The organism is Amycolatopsis sp. NPDC104775, from assembly GCF_055583325.1.
In genome coordinates this window covers 609,201-627,163 of the sequence record NZ_JBVJOE010000004.1, presented here as the reverse complement: position 1 = coordinate 627,163, position 17,963 = coordinate 609,201, and the positions used below count along the sequence as shown (strand labels likewise).

Here is a 17,963-nt window from a genome sequence, read left to right as displayed (position 1 = left end):
CCGCGGGAAGGCCAGCGATGCGAACATTCGACAAGACAACCGGCCGACCACGTCGGCACTGGACCGGCACACCACCCGCCTTCTATGCCGCGGCACTGTGCGCCACGACCGTGCTGGCGCCATCCGCCGCAGCCTTCACCGGGGATTACACGACGGGAACACCGGACAAGGCTCCGTGGTACGTCTCCCTCGTCATCACCCGGCCTTCCCAGCCGAACGCGATCTGCAGCGGTGTGCTGACCACGCCCCGGACCGTAGCAACCGCTGCCCACTGCCTGAGCCACGGCACCAAAGCCACCTACACCGTGTATCGCGACATCCCCGGCCGGGGTGTCAGCCAGATCGCGACGAATCCTGCCGTCGTCTCCCTCCCGCAGGCGTCCGACCTGGGGCGGCTTTACCTGCCCAAGGCGTTCGCCGGATCCAGCCCGGTCCCGGCCATCCGCTCGAACAGCAAGAACGACGTCATCGGCAAAACCGGTTACATGTACGGCACGGGCGTGACCCCCGGCGGCAACGCCAAGAAAATCCTCCGGGTGACGGCGGCCACGTACGAGTGGAACCCGGTGAACGTGCACACCTTCGCCGCTGTCCACAAGGGCGAACCGAACAACGCACACGCCTGCACCGGCGACTCCGGTGGCCCCTTGATGGTGCGTCGCGCCAAACAGGGAAGCCAACAGGAAGAATTCGCCATGGCCGGCTTGACGCTCTCCGGGCCGTCTTATCCCGACGGGACGCCGAGTTGCCCGGCGAAACCTGCCGATTACCGCACGAACATCGGGTGGACAGCCAACAAGGACAGCCTGTTCCTCGCGCCGCCGCGATAAGGGCGGCGAGCAGAACGATCGAAAAAGCCAAGGAAGCCGGCAGCATCTTCGGTTCTGCCGTGAATACCCGATGAAGAGGAGAGCCGACCGTCATGGTTGCAGAGAACTACTACGACACCCTGCCGAAGAGCGCGCAGGAGGACATCGAGTTGTACGGGGCGATGCACGACGGAGCGACGAAGCTCCCTGCCCCCGCTTGGCTGGTCGAGCGCCCGGGCAACCCCCACCGCATCACGTGGAACGTCCCCGGGGCGGACCGCTACCAGTTGGTGGAACTGCAGTCCGAAGGCGAACCGGTCGTCGTGGGCGAGCAGCAGGACATCAGCGACTTGACATTTCCGGCCACCGGCGAAGGCGAACCCCGCACCGTCGGATACCGCGTTCGCGCCTTCAGCGGGCGCGAACTGCTGACCACCTCGTCGATCGGCTCCGGCGACGGGGACAAGAAAGCCGATCTGTGGAAGTACCTGCACCAGTGGAAGAAGTGGCGCGAGATTGCACCACAGGAGCCGGACAGCCGCGAACTCCTGGGATCGCCGAAGAAGTCGCCGAAAGACGATTGGATTCGCGTCGAGCAAAAAGTTAAACTCGTTGCTACGCCCGCTTCCCTCATCAACCCGGACCCCAATGAACGGTCGTTGTGGCCAGGCAACATCATTCGCTCGGACAAGGCGGTCAAGGACGGCCTCCTCCAGTCCTGCATGATCAGCGAGGACCACCGCACAACCTTGGGCATCAGCATCAACAACATCGGATCAGGCCAGGGAAAGCAGGTCGAGAAGCCTAACTACACCAACGTCATGAATGCCATCAAGCAAGCCGCCAAGGGCCAGGAAGGAGCCCCCTCCTCCACGGTGTTCAAAGTCGTGAGCGGCCAGACCAGCACGAGCGTGTGCCTGGAACTCGGAATTTCCGCGCAATTCCTCAAGTTCGGTGGCAAGTTCGACCTCTCCGCAGCGAGGAAAGAGAAAAAGAACACAGTAGTGGGGTTTCTCCGCGAGATCATGTACGACGCCCTGTGCGACGTCAAGCCACCCAACGACTACCTGAACGAAAAGTTCACCAACACCGTGCTGCACGAGCTGATCAGCAAAGGTTTCATGGGCGAGAAGAACCCGCCGTCGATGGTTTCCGGCGTCATTTTCGGCCGCACGCTGATGTTCTCGATGACAGCCAGTCATAGCGAAGAGTCCCTGAGCGCCGCACTGGAGGCGTCATTCGGACTCTGGAAAAAAGTCGACGCCAAAGCCAAAGCGGACTACCAGGCGATGGTCACCGGATCATCGATCAGCGTCTACGCGTCCGGGGTGACATCAGACAACTTGAAGAACATCATCAACTCCGAAAAAGGTATTCTGTCGATCTTCGATGTCAAGCAGACGCTCGACAAATACACCGTGCTCGGCTACACCCTCCACAGCCTGGAGGACGAAGCGCTCAAGATGAGCGAAAAAACCACCTTCGACGCCGTGACCTGGCGAAAGCCGTCCAGGCGGTTTGAAATCGAGAATGTGTACAATGGCAGCGACGGGGAGTGGGAAGGCAATCTCTCCCTCCAGGGCGGATCGTCGGGAAAGATCTTGAGCGACGGAAAGTTGAGCCCGCAACCTTTTCACAGCAGGAAGATCCCGAACCAATCCGAGAACTCGTACAAATACGAGTTCGACGAAGCAAACGTCTCGTATTTCAGCAAGATGGCGAACAAGCGGATCGAGTACAAAGGAAAAGGCCACATCGACGTGCAGTCCGGCTATACCGGCCGCCTCACCGGCACCCTGCGCATCGACGACAGCTCAGGGAAACGACTCGGCCACGTCGGCTGCACGTTCGTCGTCAAGGATGTCGAGTAGACGCCCACCGCCCAGCCGCGCAGGCAATTCCGCTGGCGCGACCTGGCGTCTTCTCTGAGCGACAGATGATGGCTGGCACCAAAAGCAGGCGATAGTCGCACAAGGCGGCGACTTCCAGCGTTCCGGCGAGCGCGGATGCGGTGGCCCTGCCCGGAACCGGCGGCCTGAGCGGCCCGGCCGGGAATGTCGCAAGCCAACCGAGTTTCCCCTTCCACAGGTACGGCGTTCGGCCCCGGCGCATGATCACGCCAGCCGCCCGGATCGGCATGCCTGTCGTCGGTGACGGCAATGGCGTGCGTCCGCAGCGCCCCGGTGAACTGCCACTCTGTGCAGAAAAGCTAGGCGCGGTCCGCTGTTCCCGGCCGCAGGACGACGGGAACGCCCCGGCTGTGAGCAGAGGCGCCCGTAGACGGTCGGCGCGGCAGCGGATCCGCTTCCGGATGGCGTCCTGGACGACGAAACGCGGCGGAAGCAGGCCCTCGCAGCCAAGCGCGCGTACTTCCAGCAGCTGGCCTACCGCAGCTCTCGCGCTCGCGGGCGCAGTCACGACGGGGCCGCTGGAGGCTAAAGGAGCGCATCGACGAGGTTCAGTTTCCGGTGCGCCGCCTGCGCCCGTTCCTCCGCCGCGGAGGCCCCGTAGCGTTCGAGCATCTGGCGGCTGCGCCACCCGCGATCCGCATGATCGCCTCATCGCTCATACCCGCCAGCTTGCACCGGTGCGCCCACGTGTGTCGGAAGAGATGCGGGAACACCGGGCCGGTTCCTGCCTGCTCCGCACGGCGGTCGAGCATCGACCGGATGCCCCACTCGTTCAGCGCACCGTAGCGCCCGAGCCACGCCGCGACAGTGCGCCTGCCATAGGGATGGCGTATGCGGGAACGGAAGTAGCGCCGGAGCGCTTCCGCGGTCGCGGGGTTGAAGGGCACGTCACGCATGCGACGGCCCTTGCCCAGAACGCGGACGACATCGACGTCGAAATCGAAGCTGCCGCGCTCCTGCTCCGCAGGATTCGCCACCGTCAACAACGACAGTTCGCCGACCCGGTCCCCGCAGTCGATCAACACCAAAATGACCACCCGGTCCCGCAGTTCAGCAAACTCTTTACCTTTCGCGGCAACCAGTAGCTTCTTTAGCCCATTTTCGCGCAGAACCGTCGGCGAAATGTCCGAGACATTCGGCACCTCTATTTTGTAAAACGGGGAAAAATCGACGATATCTTCCACATCGTCGAGTCAGCGCCAGAACTGCAGCCGGTACTGCTTGGCGATGCAGCTGTGCGACAGCGACTCTCCGGTGCGGAAACTCGGCCGCCGATCTCAGGAGCCACCATCGGCATGTTCTCGTCGTCGAGGTAGTTGACCAGCATGGCCACACTGTCGAGGTAGGCGCGACCGTGGAGTCGGCGCGGTCGTCGGCCTCAGATGCGTTCTCCAGTCCGAGACAAGCTCCCGGATGCCATCGGGCTCCAGCACCTCCAGCGATGCCCCAACGGCGGTCATGAAAACAGGCCTACTCGAACTGTCCCTTGCTCTACCAGCGCCGCACTCGTCTCCAGCACTCCCGCGAGACCTCGGCTCAAGATCGTCTACACGAACGTTTCCGCAGGTCAGACCCTATATAAAGAGGGGGCAGAGTGGGCCGGGTCGGGCTCGAACCGACGGCCAAGGGATTATGAGTCCCCTGCTCTAACCAACTGAGCTACCGGCCCCTGGGTTCGCTTCCGCAGGTCGATCCCCCCAGTTCAGGTCAACTTAGCACAGGCCCGCACTGGGCCCGGGGCGTAGGCCGTTCGGGTCGAGACCCCTCGTCGAGGGCTCCGGTCGCCTAGATTGCTGGGGTCGGGTCCCGAGAGGAGACCGCCATGCCCATGCCGGTACGGGTTCCGCTCGCGCTTCTCGACGCGCTCGCCGCCGGGCTCGGGCTGGGCTATCTCGCGCGCGACTATCGCGACACTCTCGTCTCGCACGGGCCGGGGCTCTCGATAGCCGCGGTCGTCGGGATTGCGGTAATCGTGGCGGCCTACCGTGGATACCGTGCGGTTCGCAGCGCCAACACGCGCATGGAGGCGATAATCGCGGACGAGCTGTCCCGGCGTAAGCCGTCGCCGCGGCCGCGGGAGAATCCGCCGGAGACAACGGGGAATCATCCCTGAGCGGCATCGCCCAACTCGACGATGGCGGCGTGCAAAGCGGGGGCGAGTGCGTCGGCTAGACCGCCTGGCGGCACTGCCTCGCGCAGCAGGTGCAGCCAGGCGAAGACCGAACCGAGAAGCAGTGCGTGCACCACGGGGAGTTCGGGGCGACGGGTCAGCTCGCCGCGGGCGATCGCGCGGTCCAGAACTTCGGTGAGGTAGGCCTGTTCCCGCAGCAGGAACAGCTCGCCGTGGCGGGTTTCGGGCGCGGCGTGGAGGTCGGCGAGCAAACCGGGCAAGGCGTTTCGCACCTGGGGTCCGTCCAAAGCGGACTGAATGTCGGCGATTACGCCCGCCACGTCGCCGCGCAGAGTGCCGGTGTCGGGCGGTGCCGAGAGGGCGTCGTCGTGCACTACCGCTGCGAACACGAGTTCCGCCTTCGATTTCCAGCGTCGGTAGAGCGCCGCTTTGCCGACTCCGGCGCGTGCGGCGATCGCGTCGACCGTGCACCGCTGGTAGCCGACCTCCTGGAGAAGCTCGTTGACTGCGGTCCGCACCGCCGAGTCGATCCCCTGCTCTCTCGGCCGTCCACGTCGGCTGTGCGTCATGGCACATAGTTTACGAGACTGTCAGTTCCGTATATGTTCGGGGGCATGACCTGGGACAAGACTTCGACCCGCACGCTCGCCGTCGATCCGGCGGCGCTCTGGGACGTTCTCGCCGACGTCGAGAACTGGCCGCGCTGGGATCCGGATGTCGCGCGCGTCGAGCTGCGCGGGCCGGTCGCGGCGGGTTCGACCGGATTTCTCTATCCCAGCGGCGGAATCCGCGGCAGGGTGCACGCGAAGATCGCGCCGGACTTCACCTTCACGTCCTGGCTGCCCGGCCGCGAACTCGCGCTCCGCCAGCCCGTTCCGCTCGGGAAGATGGACCTCCGACTGAGCGTCGCGGCGGTCCCGGGCGGGGCCGAGCTGACCCAGCGCGTCGTCCTCGACACCCCGCTGCGGGCGGTCATGGTGCGGATCATCGGTGCCGGCATCGTGGCCAACTTCGGCCGGAAATGCGACGCGCTCACCCGGCTCGCCACCGCGAAAGCGAGCTGACCGTCCTCGCGGTCCCGGTCCGGACCGCGAGGACGGACCGGCCTAGTTCCGGTACCGGAACAGGATCCGGCCGCGGTCGAGGTCGTACGGGCTCAGCTCCACCAGGACCCGGTCGAACGGCACGATCTTGATGAAGTTCTTCCTGATCTTGCCGCTGATGTGGGCCAGCACGTGGTGCCCGTTCGCCAGCTCGACGGTGAACCGGGCGTCGCGCAGGCACTCGACCACGGTCCCCTCGACTTCGATCCCGCCCTTACCGGCCATGGCGCATCAACTCCACCGTGCTGTTCGCCCGCCGCGCGCCGATGCCTTCGAACAGCGCCGTCGCCGCTTCGTTGGCCTCGTTCACCTCGGCCGATGCCGTCATGCGGCCCGCTCGGTGGAAGACGTCGAGCGTGTGAAGCAACAACCCGCGCGCGATGCCGCGGCGTTGCCGATCCGCGCGGACGGCGATGAGCCCGATCCGGGGCAGGCGCGTCACCTGAACTACCCGGACCAGGCCCACATACTCGCCGTTCTCGACAGCCACGGCGTACTTCGACGCGTCCACGACGGTGTCGCCCGCCGGGCGAGGCAGCACCTCCGCTGGCATCTCAGTCCAGCCGACGCTCGCCTCGACTTCGGCGCGGATGACGCGGTCCAGCTCTCGCAACAAGCCTTCGTCAGCGGATCCGGCGGGCACGATCGCGACGCCTGACGGCACCGCCACCGGCCCGGTGACCTGCGGGTCTGTGGGCACGACGTACTCCCACTCGCGCCGCCGGACCGTCAGGCCGGCCCGTTGCCAGCCGTCCAGCAGTTCGCGGTCGGTTTCGTCGACCACGGTGTGGACGGGGTCCGGCAGCGCGGCCAGCATCTCGCGGGCGAGCTGGTCGAAGACGGAGCGATGCCAGGCGTCGACGCTGAGGAAGACCCGTCCGTCGGGGCGCGTGGTGGCTTCGCCGCGGCCGGCGAGCCTGCCCTCGTCCAGCGCCTGCCACAGTCCCGGTTCGACCCGGGTGATCCGCACAGCGGGTTCGCCAGCGGTGAAACGCAGAGTGTCCATGATGGTCACCTTTCGGAGTGCCTTTGCTCAAGGCGCTCCTGGCGACCCCTACGTCAGCCGCCCGACCGTGACGACACGGGGAGCACCCACATCGAAACAGCGTTCATGGGTCTCACCTCCTGGTGCCGAGTCACGGTCGGGACGAACCCTAGACGGCGCGCGAAACCCCCGTCCACCGATTTAATCCCGCTCAGCCGATCCGCAGCACCACCTTGCCGCGACCGTGCCCGGCGGCCACGTCGCGATGGGCGTTCGCGGCGTCGTCGAGCGAATACTCCGCCCGGACGGTCACCCGCAGCTCCCCTCGCGCGCACAGGTCGAGCAGCTCGCGGAGCCGCCGGGCGGACCGGTCGCTGTTGAGCCATTGCGCACCGAGTTCCGCCGCCAGTGGCGGCTCCACAATGGACCCGATGCGGTTGCGATCCGGCACGATTTCCGCCGCGGTGCGAAGGTTCCCGTGCCCGGCGGTGTCGAGAGCAAGGTCGATGCCGTCCGGAGCGGCCGCGCGGAGACGGTCGAGTTCGCCTTCTCCGTACACCACTGGTATGGCACCGAGCGTGCGGAGATATTCCTGGTTCTGTTCGCTGCCGGTCCCCACCACGCGCAAACCGCGGTGGCGCGCCAACTGGACCGCCATCGAGCCGACGCCACCGGCCGCGCCGTGGATCAGGATCGTCTCGCCGGACCGCGCGCCGAGCCGTTCCAATGCGGTGTGCGCGGTCTGCCCGGACGCGGACAACGCCCCGGCCGTCAGCCAATCGACGTTCTCGGGCTTAAGCGCTATTTGGCTGGCGGGCACGGCGACGTATTCGGCGTAGCAGCCCAGCGACCGGAACCCGGAAACCTGGTCCCCTGTCCCGAATCCGGTCACTCCAGCACCGACCTCGACGATCGTCCCGGCGAACTCGTTGCCCAGGATCTGCGGGAACTCGATGGTCGTGCCCGGCGGCGTCCAGCCGTCCCGGATCGCGACGTCGGTCGGCTGAACGCCCGCCGCCTCGACGCGCACCAGCACCTCCCCCGGGCCCGCGACCGGCGTCGGCAGCTGATGGGTGGTCAGAAGTTCGGCAGGTCCGAACTTGTCGATCGCGGCAGCGCGCATCACGATTCCGCGCGACTTTGCTTCTTTCTGATCTGCCAACACTTCTGCTCCGTACTCCTCGTTATCGCCGAACGCGAGCACTTCGTCGCGCTCCAATCGCCGCCGGCTGGGCGGCACCTAAAGTGGACTTCATCAAGCGGACTTGATGTCAAGCACGGAAAGAGCTGCGATGCCCCAGATCACAAGCGAGGTCGTCTGGCTGAAGCCGGGACAGATCGCCGAACGCGCCGGCGTGAGCGTCCCGACGCTGCACTATTACGAAAGCCGCGGGCTCATCGCGAGCAGGCGCACGAGCGGCAACCGGCGCGAGTACCGGCGCGACACGCTGCGCATGATCGCCTTCATCCGGACCGCGCAGCGGGTCGGGGTGTCGCTGGAAGAGATCAAGGACGCGCTCGCCGAGCTGCCGGACCAGCGCATCCCCACCAAACGCGACTGGGCGCGCATCTCCCGCCGCTGGCACGACCGCCTCACCGCGCGGATCGAGGAACTGACCGCGCTGCGCGACCGGTTCAGCGACTGCATCGGCTGCGGATGCCTGTCGCTGAAATCCTGCCCGTACTCGAATCCGGACGACGTTCTCGGGCAGAGCGGCGCTGGGGCGCGCCGGTTCCCCCATTAGCTACGCGTCTCCCCCACGGACAGAACCGGGCTGCGACGCGGCGGAGCGGCTTAACCGCCGAGCGCGGCCCGGAAGTACCGCCCGGTCGCGCCGTCGTGCTCGGCGAGGCCCTTCGGCGTGCCGGTGTAGAGCACCTGGCCGCCGTTCTCGCCCGCGCCGGGGCCGAGGTCGAGCACCCAGTCCGCCGCGGCGACCACGTGCAGCGAATGCTCGACCACGACGAGCGTCCGGCCCTCGTCGACGAGCCGGTCCAGCAGGGCCACCATCCGCGTGGTGTCGCTGGGATGCAGGCCCGCAGTGGGTTCGTCGACGAGCAGGTCGTCGCTGGTCGAGTCGAGCTGGCGGGCGAGTTTCAGCCGTTGCCGCTCGCCGCCGGAGAGAGTGTCGAGCGTGCGGCCGCTCGCCAGGTGCCCGAGCCCCAGCTCGCCGAGCAGCGCGGCCAGCCGGACCACGTCCGGATGCGGCACGTACCGCGCCAGCGCCGACACCGGGGTGCCCAGCACCTCGAGCACCGTCCGCCCTTCCAGCCGGGTTTTCAGTGCCTCGGGACGGAATCCGGTCGCGTCGCACTCCTCGCACGGCGTGTCGACGTCCTCCAAAAACGCCAGGTCAGTCCGCCGCACGCCGGTGCCGCGGCAGGCCGGGCAGCCGCCTTGCGAACGCGGGTTGAACAGCTTCGGCGACTCGCCGCTCGCCTCGGCGAACGCCCGCTGCACCGGATCGGCCAGGCCGAGCCAGGTACCGACCGTCGACCGCGACGTCGCGACGATCTGGCTCTGGTCGACCACCGTGAACCGCGGGTGCCGCTCGGCGAGTTCGCCCGCCAGCGTCGACTTCCCGGACCCCGCCACCCCGGTGATCACCGTCAGCACGCCCGTCGGCACGTCGACGTCGATACCGCGCAGCGTGTGCCGGTCCAGCCCGCGCAACGGCAGCCAGCCGGTGGGCTCCCGCAGCCTGTCCTTGAGCCGGACGCCCGTGCGCAGCGCTCGCGCGGTCGTCGTGTCCGCCTTCCGCAATTCCTCCGGCGAACCGTGGAACACCACGCGCCCGCCCGCTTCCCCGGCTCCCGGTCCCAGGTCGATCACATGGTCGGCGGCTGCCATCACCGCTTCGTGGTGATCCACTACCAGCACCGTATTGCCGTGATCACGCAGCCGCCGTAGTACATCAACCAAAGACGCGACGTCGGCCGGATGCAGCCCGTCGGTCGGTTCGTCCAGCACGTAGGTGAGGTCGGTGAGGCTCGATCCCAAGTGCCGCACCAGTTTCAGCCGCTGCGATTCGCCGCCGGACAGCGTCGGCGTCGCGCGGTAGCAGTGCAGGTGCCCGAGGCCGAGCGTGATCATCGATTCCAGCCGCAACCGCAGCGCCGCCACGAGCGGACGTGCCCACTCGTGGTCCAGTCCGGCGCAGAATTCGAGCAGTCCCGCCGCGTCGCGATATCCGAGGTCCACAATGGACACCCCGTTGACCCGGCTTTCCCGCGCGGCCGGGGCGAGCCTGCTGCCGCCGCAGTCCGGGCACGGCCGCTGCTCGGTCACCTCGGCCAGCGCCGCCCGCACCGCCGGCCCCATCTTGGCCTCGCGCTCCACGAGCAGCCGCCGGATCCGCGGCACCATCGACTGATACTGGGCGCTGGCCGGGAACCGCGGCAACGGATTCGGCGGCTTCTGCGTCGGCCCGTGCAGAAGGAACTGCACCAGTTCCTCAGGCCACTCCCGCAGCGGGATGTCGTTGTCGAAGAATCCCGAGTAGACATAGCGCTTCCAGATCCAGCTGCCGACCGCGAAACTGGGGAAGACCATCGCCCCGTCGTTGAGCGAACGGCTGCGGTCGATCATCCGCTCGCCGTCGATGTCGGTGACGGTGCCGAGCCCCGCGCACGCCGGGCACATGCCGGAAGGATCGTTGAAGGAGTACGCGGGCGAGTAACCCGCGGACGGTTCGCCCAGGCGGGAGAACAACATCCGCAGCATCGTCCACACCTCGGTGGCGGTGCCGACCGTCGACCGCGAATTCGTCCCGAGCGGCCGCTGGTCCACCACGACGACGGTGGTCAGGCCGCTGAGCGAACTGGCCTCCGGAGCCGGATCGTGCGGCAGTTTCGTGCGGACGAACGCGGGCATCGTCGAATACAGCTGCCGCCGCGATTCGGCCGCGAGCGTCGCGAACGCCAGCGAGGATTTGCCGGACCCCGACACGCCGGTGACCGCGACCAGCTGGTGCTTCGGGATGTCCACGTCCACGTCGGCCAGGTTGTGAGTGCGCACACCGCGGAGGCTGATCATGTTCGACGGCATGTCTCGCAGCCTACGTGCCGGTTGGGGGTTCGGCGGGCGGAGCGGGGTCGGGTGGGCCAGGTTCGCAGTGACGCGCCTCTCATGAGCCTGGCTCGATCGGGCTTCCCTGGGTCGGGTTGAACCGGATTCCTGGCCGGGCGGGTTTCGGAGAGCCGGAGCGGATCGCGACCTTCGGGAGAAGTCTTCGGCGCACCGGTGAATCCGGCCTCGGCTTTCCTCGACCTGGGCCGCTCCCGGCTCTCCCTCGGGGCCGTCGCGCCCGCAAGTTTGGACTTGCTGGTCCATTTTTCCGGGAGCACCCTGGCCGGGTCAGGCGGGCGCCGTCCCGCACGCGTTTTCGGGAACGGAGCGAGGCCCCCGATGTCTCTTGACCAGTATTACCTGCTCGGCCGGTCCGGATTGCGGGTCAGCAGGCTCGCGCTCGGCACGATGAACTTCGGCGTCGACGGGTTCCACGCCGCCTACGGGAAGACCGAGGACGAGGCGCGGCCGATCTTCCGCAAGTACGTCGAGGAAGGCGGCAATTTCATCGACACCGCGGATTTCTACACGGCGGGCGAGAGCGAGCGGCTGCTCGGCAAGTTCCTCGCCGAGACGGGTGTCCGGGACCGGCTCGTGCTGACATCGAAGTTCACCAACAGCGTCGACCCGGGCGATCCGAACGCGGGCGGCAACGGGCGCAAGCACATGATCCGGTCGGTGGAGGCGTCGCTGCGCCGGCTGGGCACCGATTATCTCGACCTGTTCCTGCTGCACACGTGGGACCGGATCACGCCGGTCGAGGAGGTGCTGCGCACGTTCGACGACCTGGTGCGGTCGGGGAAGATCCGGTACGCCGGGCTGTCCGACGTGCCCGCCTGGTACGCGAGCCGCGCCCAGACGCTCGCCGACGCGCATTCGCTGCCGCCGATGATCAGCCTGCAGCTGCCGTATTCGCTGATCGAGCGGACGATCGAAACCGAGCACGTCCCGGCGGGTCAGGAACTGGGCCTGGGAATCACCGCGTGGAGCCCGCTCGGCGGCGGGTTCCTGAGCGGCAAATACCGCAGCTCGTCGGCCGGGCTGAGCGGCGAGGGCCGGTTGACCGGCGAGGGCGCCGCCGGGGCCGGGACCTGGACCGCGCGGCAGTGGGAGCTGCTCAAGACGCTCGAGACGGTCGCCGACGAGCTCAACGTGACGATGGCACAGGTCGCGATCAACTGGGTGGCGACGCAACCGGGCGTCGCGTCGGCGATCGTCGGGGCGAGCAGCGCGGAGCAACTGGACGCGACGATGCACGCGCTCGACTTCACCCTGCCCGCCGATCTGCGCGACGCCCTGGACCGCGCGAGCGAAGTGCCGCCCGCCGGGCCGTACCGGATGTTCACGCCGGACTACCAGTCGTGGCTGATCAACCCCGGCCTGAAGGTGGGCGACAAACCGGAGGGTTACCGGCCAGTGGTGCGGAACTGGGTGCCAGCGCAGCCGTGAACCGCGCGGATTCCGCGCGCTGCTGAAAAAATAATTTCCCCCGCCCTTTTCAAGATATAGCGCACCCCGGGGCTTGCCGCAAGCCCCGGGGGATGCCGCAGAATCGCTGCTCGACCATGGAAATTCGGGCTGTCGGGGGCGCTGTGCAGGATTGTCGCGGGGCTATTCGGGATTCGGGGCGTGCGGGAATGCGGTGCCGCCAGCGAGATGGTCGCCGTGCCGCAGCTAGGCCGCCTCCGGGTCCGGTTCCGCACCGCCCGCCTCCGGACGCGCCCGCTCGCCTGCGCGCCGGACTCGGCCCTCGACGCCGGAATCCGCGCCTGCCCGAGGACTCGACGCGGTCCGCCGGAGCCTGCCCCGCCACGTTGCGGCTCGTTGCGGCTCGTTGCGGCTCGGCTCGTTGCGGCTCGGCTCGGCTCGGCTCGGCTCGTTGCGGCTCGGCTCGTTGCGGCTCGGCTCGGCTCGGCTCGGCTCGGCTCGGCTCGGCTCGGCTCGGCTCGGCTCGGCTCGGCTCGGCTCGGCTCGGCTCGGCTCGGACGAGCGTGCCACGCAACCCGCCGACCCACACAACCCGCCGACCGCGAACGACTCCCGGCAAGAGAAAAAACCGCAAGAAAACGCCAGTCCGCCCCACCACTTGACAACGGGTGGACAATAAAAAATCGACGCGTCTTCACCAGGCAATCAGAAGTTCGCGCCGAATCTGTTTTCAGAATAACAGCAGCGAGGGGCACGTGTCAACTCAGGGGTACGAAGAAGAACTGCGGTCCGAACAGGACTACGTCGCCGGGCTGTACCGGCGGCTCGACGGCGAGCGCGCGCGGGCCAAGGAGCGCTACACCGCTGCCCTCAAGCGAAACGACGAGACGCCGGGCGAGCGGGACGTCGAGGTGCGCGCGCTCGCTCGCGAAACGCGGCGGCTGTCGGTCGCGGACTCCGGGTTGTGTTTCGGGCGGCTCGACTCGCTCGAAGGCGAGCATTCCTACATCGGCCGGATCGGGCTTTTCGACGAGGACGACGAGTACAAACCCGTCCTTCTCGACTGGCGCGCGCCGGCGTCGAGCGCGTTTTACACCGCTACCGCGGCCACGCCCGAGAACATGCGGCGACGGCGGCAGTTCCACACCCGCGGGCGGCAGATCGCCTCCTTCACCGACGAGGTCTTCGGGCGGCCGGGCAGCGGCGAGGAGAACGACGCCGACGCCGCGCTGCTCGCCGCGGTCAACGCGCCGCGCGGGGAGGGGATGCGGGACATCGTCGCGACGATCCAGGCCGAGCAGGACCGCATCATCCGGCTCGACCACCCGGGCGTCCTGGTCATTGAGGGAGGGCCAGGAACCGGGAAAACCGTCGTGGCGCTCCACCGCGTCGCGTATCTGCTCTACACGCAGCGCGAGCGGATGGAGCGCCACGGCGTCCTCGTCCTCGGGCCGAATCCGTCGTTCCTGAACCACATCGGCCGGGTGCTGCCGTCGCTCGGCGAGTCCGACGTGGTCTTCACCACCCCGGGCGGGCTGCTGCCGGGGCTGCGGGCGCACGCCGAAGACGAGCCGGAAATCGCGCGGTTCAAGGGATCTCTGCGGATGCTCGACGTCCTCGCCGCGGCGGTCGCGGACCGGCAGGAGCTGCCCGCGGAACCGATCTCGATCGAGCTCCGCGACACCACGGTCCGGATCGACGCGGCGACCGCCGAGTGGGCGCGGGACGAGGCGAGGCAGAGCGGGCGGCCGCACAACGAGGCGCGGGCGGTGTTCGTCGAGATCGTCACGTACGTGCTCACCGAACGCGCCATGAGCCGCATCGGACGCGGCTGGCTCACTCGCGACGACAAGGAGGAATGGGAAGATCTCCGCTCGACGCTGGTCGGCGAACTTCTCGCCAGCACCGCGTTCGTCAAGGCCATCGACCGCCTCTGGCCGGTGCTGACCCCGGAAAGCCTGCTGACCACGCTGTATTCCTCCCCCGCGCGGCTCAACGCGGCCGGAGCCAGCCAGGCGCTGCTGCGCGAGCCAGGCAGCGAGTGGACGGTCTCGGACATCCCGCTCCTGGACGAGCTGATCGACCTCCTGGGCAAGGTGCCGGACCGGGCGAAGCAGCGGGAGGACCAGGCCGACCGCGAGGCGGAGGCCGAGTACGCGGCCGGCGTGCTCGACATCATGCGGCTCGACCGCGAGGAGATGGACGAGGACATCGGCCTGTCCGCCGAACACCTGCTCTACGACACCGACCTGGCGGAACGCTTCGTCGAGACCGACACCCGCGACCTCGCCGAACGCGCCGCCGCGGACCGGGACTGGACGTACCGGCACGTCGTGGTCGACGAGGCCCAGGAACTGTCCGAAATGGACTGGCGGGTGCTGATGCGGCGGTGCCCGAGCCGGTCGTTCACCGTGGTCGGCGACCTCGCGCAACGGCGGTCGGCGGCGGGTGCGACGGACTGGGGCACGATGCTGGATCCGTACGTTCCGGGCCGGTGGGCCTACCGTTCGCTCACCGTCAACTACCGCACCCCAGCGGAAATCATGGCGGTCGCGGCGGCGGTGCTGGCCGAGTTCGCGCCGGGCGTCGAGCCGCCGGAATCGGTGCGCGCGTGCGGGGTCCGGCCGTGGTCGCGGAAGGTCGCCGACGACGAATTGCCCGCCGCGGTCGAGGAATTCGTCCGGGAAGAAGCGGGCCGGGAAGGGACCAGCGTCGTGATCGGGCCGCCGGATGTGCCCGGTGCGGTGCCAGCGTCGGAGACGAAGGGCCTGGAGTTCGACGCCGTGCTTCTGGTGGACCCGGACCGGATTCTCGCGGAAGGCCCGCGCGGCGAAGCCGAGTTGTACGTCGCGTTGACGCGGGCGACGCAACGGCTCGGCGTGTTGCACCGCGGCGCGTTGCCGTCGGTGCTGAACGGGTTGGAGGAACGGGTCTAGCCGGTCAGGAGCGCAGCTCCGGCGCGAGGACGCTGCTGCGCTTCAACGCCTTGAGCACCACCCCGGTATGCACCGAATCCGCCTGCCGGGACCATCCCGAACTGCCGACGAACTCGTGCAACGCGGCGATGTCGGGCAAGGTCACGTCAGCGAGCAGCTGATACTCGCCCGTCATCGCCGCCGCGTACCGCACGTGCGGCGAGGCCAGCAGTGCCCGCCCGAGGTCGTCGACGTGGTGCGGGCGGCAGCGGATCCACAGCAGGGCCTCGACCGGAAGCCCGAGCACGGCCGGCTCCACCACGGCTCGGATGAACACCTTTTCCTCCCGCCGCAACGCTTCCAGCCGGCGACGGACGGTCGATTCCGAGATTCCGGCGGCGCGCGCGAGTTCCTCGTGGGTCCGTCGGCCGTCTTCGCGCAGCGCGCGCACGATGGCGCGTTCGTCGCTGCTGAAGGCGACGCCGTCGGGCTGCCGGGGTTGCGGAGTCGCTTGCGGGAGCGATGAGAGCGCCTCCGTCTCGGCCGGGCTGAGCAGGCCGGGCTGCCATTCGTGGATGGTGCGGTAGTAGCGCGTGACGGTATCTGCCGTCAGATCGTGCAGACCGGGGATTGCCGCCATTTCGTCGAACATGAAGGTCTGCAGGCGGTTGCGGTCGCAGAAGACCTCGGCGACCAGTTCGCCCTGCCCGGTGATCAGGTAGCAGAAGCTCGTCTCCGGCCGTCCCGCGAGCGCGGTGCCCGCGGGACGGCCGAGCCCGGCCTGGCAGCGGCCGCGCAGCAGCAGCGGCACCCCGTGCGGAGAAACGGCGACAACCGTCACGACGCCGGTGTGCAGCAGGTGTGTTCCGCGACGGGCCACTGTGCGCTCGGGCGCGTCCAGCACCTCGGCGATCCGCCGCCAGGAAGCGCGGCCGTCAACCTGCAGCGCACCGACGATCCGGCGGTCGAGAGGGTCCAGACGTGCGGTCATCAGCCAATACTGTGGCTGATTCCGCCATTTGTCGAGCGAGCCTTGTCTGACCTCAGCACCGCGCGCGATGCTGACGTCGCGAACGGACACCAGCGAAAGGGAGGCCAGTGAGCGCCGAGGAGATCTGCTACTTGCCCGCCCGCGAACTGGCCCGGCGGCTGCGCACGCGCGAGCTGTCCGCCCGTGAGGTGCTGCGCGCCCATCTGGATCGGATCGAGCTGGTCAACCCCCAGATCAACGCCATCGTCACCCTCACCGCCGAGCGCGCGCTGAGCGAGGCCGCGGCCGCCGACGAACGACTCGCGCACGGCGAGGAAATCGGTCCGCTGCACGGGATTCCGGTGGCGCACAAGGACACGCACGACGTCGCCGGAGTCCGCACCACCTACGGCTCCCCCATTTTCGCCGACCACGTGCCCGACAGCGACACCCTCGTCGTCGAGCGGATCCGGAACGCGGGTGCGATCACGCTCGGCAAGACGAACGTGCCGGAGTTCGGGGCCGGTTCGCACACAATGAACCCGGTTTTCGGAGCCACGCGCAACCCGTACCGGCGGGAGCTGTCCGCTGGCGGCAGCAGCGGGGGCGCGGCGGCAGCGCTGGCCGCGGGCCTGCAACCGCTCGCCGAGGGCAGCGACATGGGCGGTTCGCTGCGCAATCCGGCGTCGTTCTGCAACGTCGTCGGCCTGCGTCCGTCGCCCGGCCGCGTGCCGACCTGGCCCGCGACGATGCCGTGGGAGGCGCTGGGCGTGCAGGGGCCGATGGGCCGGACGGTCGCCGACGTCGCGCTGCTTCTGTCTGTCATCGCCGGGCACGACGAACGCAACCCGATCTCGCTCGACCAGCCCGCCGCGCCCTTCGCCGGGCCCCTCGACGCCGACCTCTCCGGCCTGCGCGTGGCGTGGTCGCCGGACCTCGGCGGTCTGCCGGTCGATCCGGCGGTCAACGCCGTGCTGGAACCGGCGGTGAAGGTGTTCGCCGACCTCGGCTGCCGCGTCGAACCGGCCTGCCCGGATCTCACCGTGGCCGACGACGTGTTCCGCACCCTGCGCGGATGGCTGTTCCACGCCGGGCTCGGCGATCTGCTCGAAGAACATCCGGACAAGGTGAAGCGGACGCTCGCGGGAAACATCGCTTTCGGCGCAACGCTTTCCGGTGCCGACATCGCGCGGGCGCAGACTCGGCAGCTTCAGCTGATCAGCGGGATGCGGGAGTTCTTCACGGAGTACGACCTGCTGCTCGCGCCGGTGAGCCAGCTGCCGCCGTTCCCGGTGGAGTGGGAATATCCGGAAACCGTTGCCGGGCAGCCGATGCACGACTACCTGGAGTGGATGCGCTCGGCGTACTCGATCTCGGCGACCGGCTGCCCGGCGCTGTCGGTGCCCGCCGGGTTCACCGGGGACGGACGTCCGGTGGGATTGCAGATCATCGCGCCGGTGCGGGGAGAGCTGGGGTTGCTCCGGGCCGGGCATGCTTTCGAGCAGGCGACCCGGCATGGGGAGCGGCGGCCGGTTTTCTGACGGTCGGCGGTGGCTCCGGTCGGGTTGGCCGAGATCCGTGAGCAAGGGGTTGGCGCTCGGTCGAGCACCTCATTTGTGGGTGGCCGCAGGGCGCTGACCTCG

At 68.2% G+C, this 17,963-nt stretch carries 15 protein-coding genes and 1 tRNA gene; 8 read left to right on the top strand and 8 right to left on the bottom strand.

From position 1 onward, the window contains the following. Nucleotides 1-17 precede the first annotated feature (17 nt). Both ACZ63D_RS21545 and ACZ63D_RS21540 read left to right on the top strand, forming a co-directional pair. The gene (locus ACZ63D_RS21545; RefSeq protein WP_465356098.1) at nt 18-830 is read left to right on the top strand and encodes a trypsin-like serine protease; all 813 of its coding nucleotides are present in this window, start codon (nt 18-20) and stop codon (nt 828-830) included. Nucleotides 831-922: 92 nt separating this feature from the next. Further along, entirely contained in the window at nt 923-2,680 is a 1,758-nt protein-coding gene (locus ACZ63D_RS21540) for a thiol-activated cytolysin family protein (RefSeq protein WP_465356097.1), read from the top strand. Nucleotides 2,681-3,267: 587 nt separating this feature from the next. On the opposite strand, the gene ACZ63D_RS21535 is transcribed toward ACZ63D_RS21540, so the two are convergent. Together ACZ63D_RS21535 and ACZ63D_RS21530 are read right to left on the bottom strand one after the other, a co-directional pair. Then, nucleotides 3,268-3,903: a tyrosine-type recombinase/integrase gene (locus ACZ63D_RS21535; protein ID WP_465356096.1), complete on the bottom strand. Its 636-nt coding sequence runs from the start codon at nt 3,901-3,903 to the stop codon at nt 3,268-3,270. A 411-nt stretch (nt 3,904-4,314) separates the two neighbouring features. After that, nucleotides 4,315-4,388: transfer RNA gene (locus ACZ63D_RS21530), tRNA-Ile, on the bottom strand. 153 nt (nt 4,389-4,541) lie between these two features. Here ACZ63D_RS21530 and ACZ63D_RS21525 point away from each other — a divergent pair. Beyond that, nucleotides 4,542-4,832, top strand: a complete 291-nt coding sequence (locus ACZ63D_RS21525; protein WP_465356095.1) for a hypothetical protein — start codon at nt 4,542-4,544, stop codon at nt 4,830-4,832. Here ACZ63D_RS21525 and ACZ63D_RS21520 read toward each other — a convergent pair. Next, a complete protein-coding gene (locus tag ACZ63D_RS21520) occupies nt 4,823-5,419 on the bottom strand; it encodes a TetR/AcrR family transcriptional regulator (protein WP_465356094.1) in 597 nt (198 codons plus the stop codon). The genes ACZ63D_RS21525 and ACZ63D_RS21520 overlap by 10 nt on opposite strands. Nucleotides 5,420-5,464: 45 nt before the next feature. Here ACZ63D_RS21520 and ACZ63D_RS21515 point away from each other — a divergent pair, with 45 nt between their 5' ends. Further along, nucleotides 5,465-5,914: an SRPBCC family protein gene (locus tag ACZ63D_RS21515; RefSeq protein ID WP_465356093.1), complete on the top strand. Its 450-nt coding sequence runs from the start codon at nt 5,465-5,467 to the stop codon at nt 5,912-5,914. A 42-nt stretch (nt 5,915-5,956) separates the two neighbouring features. Here ACZ63D_RS21515 and infA read toward each other — a convergent pair whose 3' ends face one another. From infA to ACZ63D_RS21500, 3 genes are all read right to left on the bottom strand, one after another. Then, complete coding sequence (gene infA, locus ACZ63D_RS21510; RefSeq protein ID WP_037818449.1) at nt 5,957-6,178, bottom strand: translation initiation factor IF-1; 222 nt, start codon at nt 6,176-6,178, stop codon at nt 5,957-5,959. Beyond that, nucleotides 6,168-6,959 carry a GNAT family N-acetyltransferase gene (locus ACZ63D_RS21505; RefSeq protein ID WP_465356092.1) on the bottom strand — a complete coding sequence of 264 codons (792 nt, stop codon included), beginning with the start codon at nt 6,957-6,959 and terminating at the stop codon, nt 6,168-6,170. Before ACZ63D_RS21505 ends, infA begins: the two co-directional genes overlap by 11 nt. 190 nt (nt 6,960-7,149) lie before the next feature. Further along, nucleotides 7,150-8,061, bottom strand: a complete 912-nt coding sequence (locus ACZ63D_RS21500; RefSeq protein ID WP_465356091.1) for an NADP-dependent oxidoreductase — start codon at nt 8,059-8,061, stop codon at nt 7,150-7,152. A 169-nt stretch (nt 8,062-8,230) separates the two neighbouring features. On the opposite strand from ACZ63D_RS21500, the gene soxR reads away from it, so the two are divergent. Further along, nucleotides 8,231-8,683 carry a redox-sensitive transcriptional activator SoxR gene (gene soxR / locus ACZ63D_RS21495; RefSeq protein ID WP_465356090.1) on the top strand — a complete coding sequence of 151 codons (453 nt, stop codon included), beginning with the start codon at nt 8,231-8,233 and terminating at the stop codon, nt 8,681-8,683. Between the two features lie 50 nt (nt 8,684-8,733). Here the strand turns inward: soxR and ACZ63D_RS21490 are convergent, their stop codons facing one another. Continuing rightward, nucleotides 8,734-10,986 (bottom strand): ATP-binding cassette domain-containing protein, encoded by a 2,253-nt coding sequence (locus tag ACZ63D_RS21490; RefSeq protein ID WP_465356089.1) that lies wholly within the window; start codon nt 10,984-10,986, stop codon nt 8,734-8,736. Between the two features lie 360 nt (nt 10,987-11,346). Here ACZ63D_RS21490 and ACZ63D_RS21485 point away from each other — a divergent pair, with 360 nt between their 5' ends. Both ACZ63D_RS21485 and helR read left to right on the top strand, forming a co-directional pair. After that, on the top strand, nt 11,347-12,456 hold the full coding sequence (locus tag ACZ63D_RS21485; RefSeq protein WP_465356088.1) for an aldo/keto reductase: 1,110 nt from the start codon (nt 11,347-11,349) through the stop codon (nt 12,454-12,456). Nucleotides 12,457-13,190: 734 nt separating this feature from the next. Beyond that, nucleotides 13,191-15,371, top strand: coding sequence for an RNA polymerase recycling motor ATPase HelR (helR, locus tag ACZ63D_RS21480; RefSeq protein WP_465356087.1), 2,181 nt, complete (start codon nt 13,191-13,193; stop codon nt 15,369-15,371). Nucleotides 15,372-15,375: 4 nt separating this feature from the next. On the opposite strand, the gene ACZ63D_RS21475 is transcribed toward helR, so the two are convergent. Next, nucleotides 15,376-16,341 (bottom strand): Lrp/AsnC family transcriptional regulator, encoded by a 966-nt coding sequence (locus tag ACZ63D_RS21475; protein ID WP_465356086.1) that lies wholly within the window; start codon nt 16,339-16,341, stop codon nt 15,376-15,378. 107 nt (nt 16,342-16,448) lie between these two features. Here ACZ63D_RS21475 and ACZ63D_RS21470 point away from each other — a divergent pair, with 107 nt between their 5' ends. Next, nucleotides 16,449-17,861, top strand: coding sequence for an amidase (locus ACZ63D_RS21470; protein WP_465356085.1), 1,413 nt, complete (start codon nt 16,449-16,451; stop codon nt 17,859-17,861). Nucleotides 17,862-17,963: the final 102 nt, after the last annotated feature.